Annotated in this window: 1 protein-coding gene; it reads left to right on the forward strand. The window is 36.4% G+C overall.

Annotation, left to right across the window (positions count from 1 at the left end):
• Window positions 1-92: 92 nt before the first annotated feature.
• Window positions 93-324, forward strand: a 232-nt coding sequence (locus tag R0J88_RS19300) for a hypothetical protein (RefSeq protein ID WP_410900776.1), incomplete at its 3' end; no start/stop codon positions are given.

The raw sequence follows: 324 nt of genomic DNA on the forward strand, positions 1-324 counted from the left end.
TTAAATTTGAATATTAATAATCAACGAAAACTAGTCTGAAAAGGCTAGTTTTTTCGTTTGTTTGGTGAATTTATTTGAAAGGGTGAAGGCTAGTGGCAGTTAAGGAGAAAGTACCATGTCCTAGATGCGATGGGAAAGGTGTAATACCCCAGTACTTTTATAACCGTAAAGGCATCTGTTTCTTATGTTGGGGAAGTAAATATGTCTATGTAAAAGTACCAACAGGACAAGACAAGGAAGCCTATTTAAAGCAATTACGCGAAAAGGAACGTATTCATTTACAAAAGAATCCTCCAAAGGTAGAAATGCCTGATGCTAAGGACC

This window comes from Pseudoalteromonas sp. SIMBA_162 (assembly GCF_046535955.1).
Lineage (GTDB): Bacteria > Pseudomonadota > Gammaproteobacteria > Enterobacterales > Alteromonadaceae > Pseudoalteromonas > Pseudoalteromonas marina.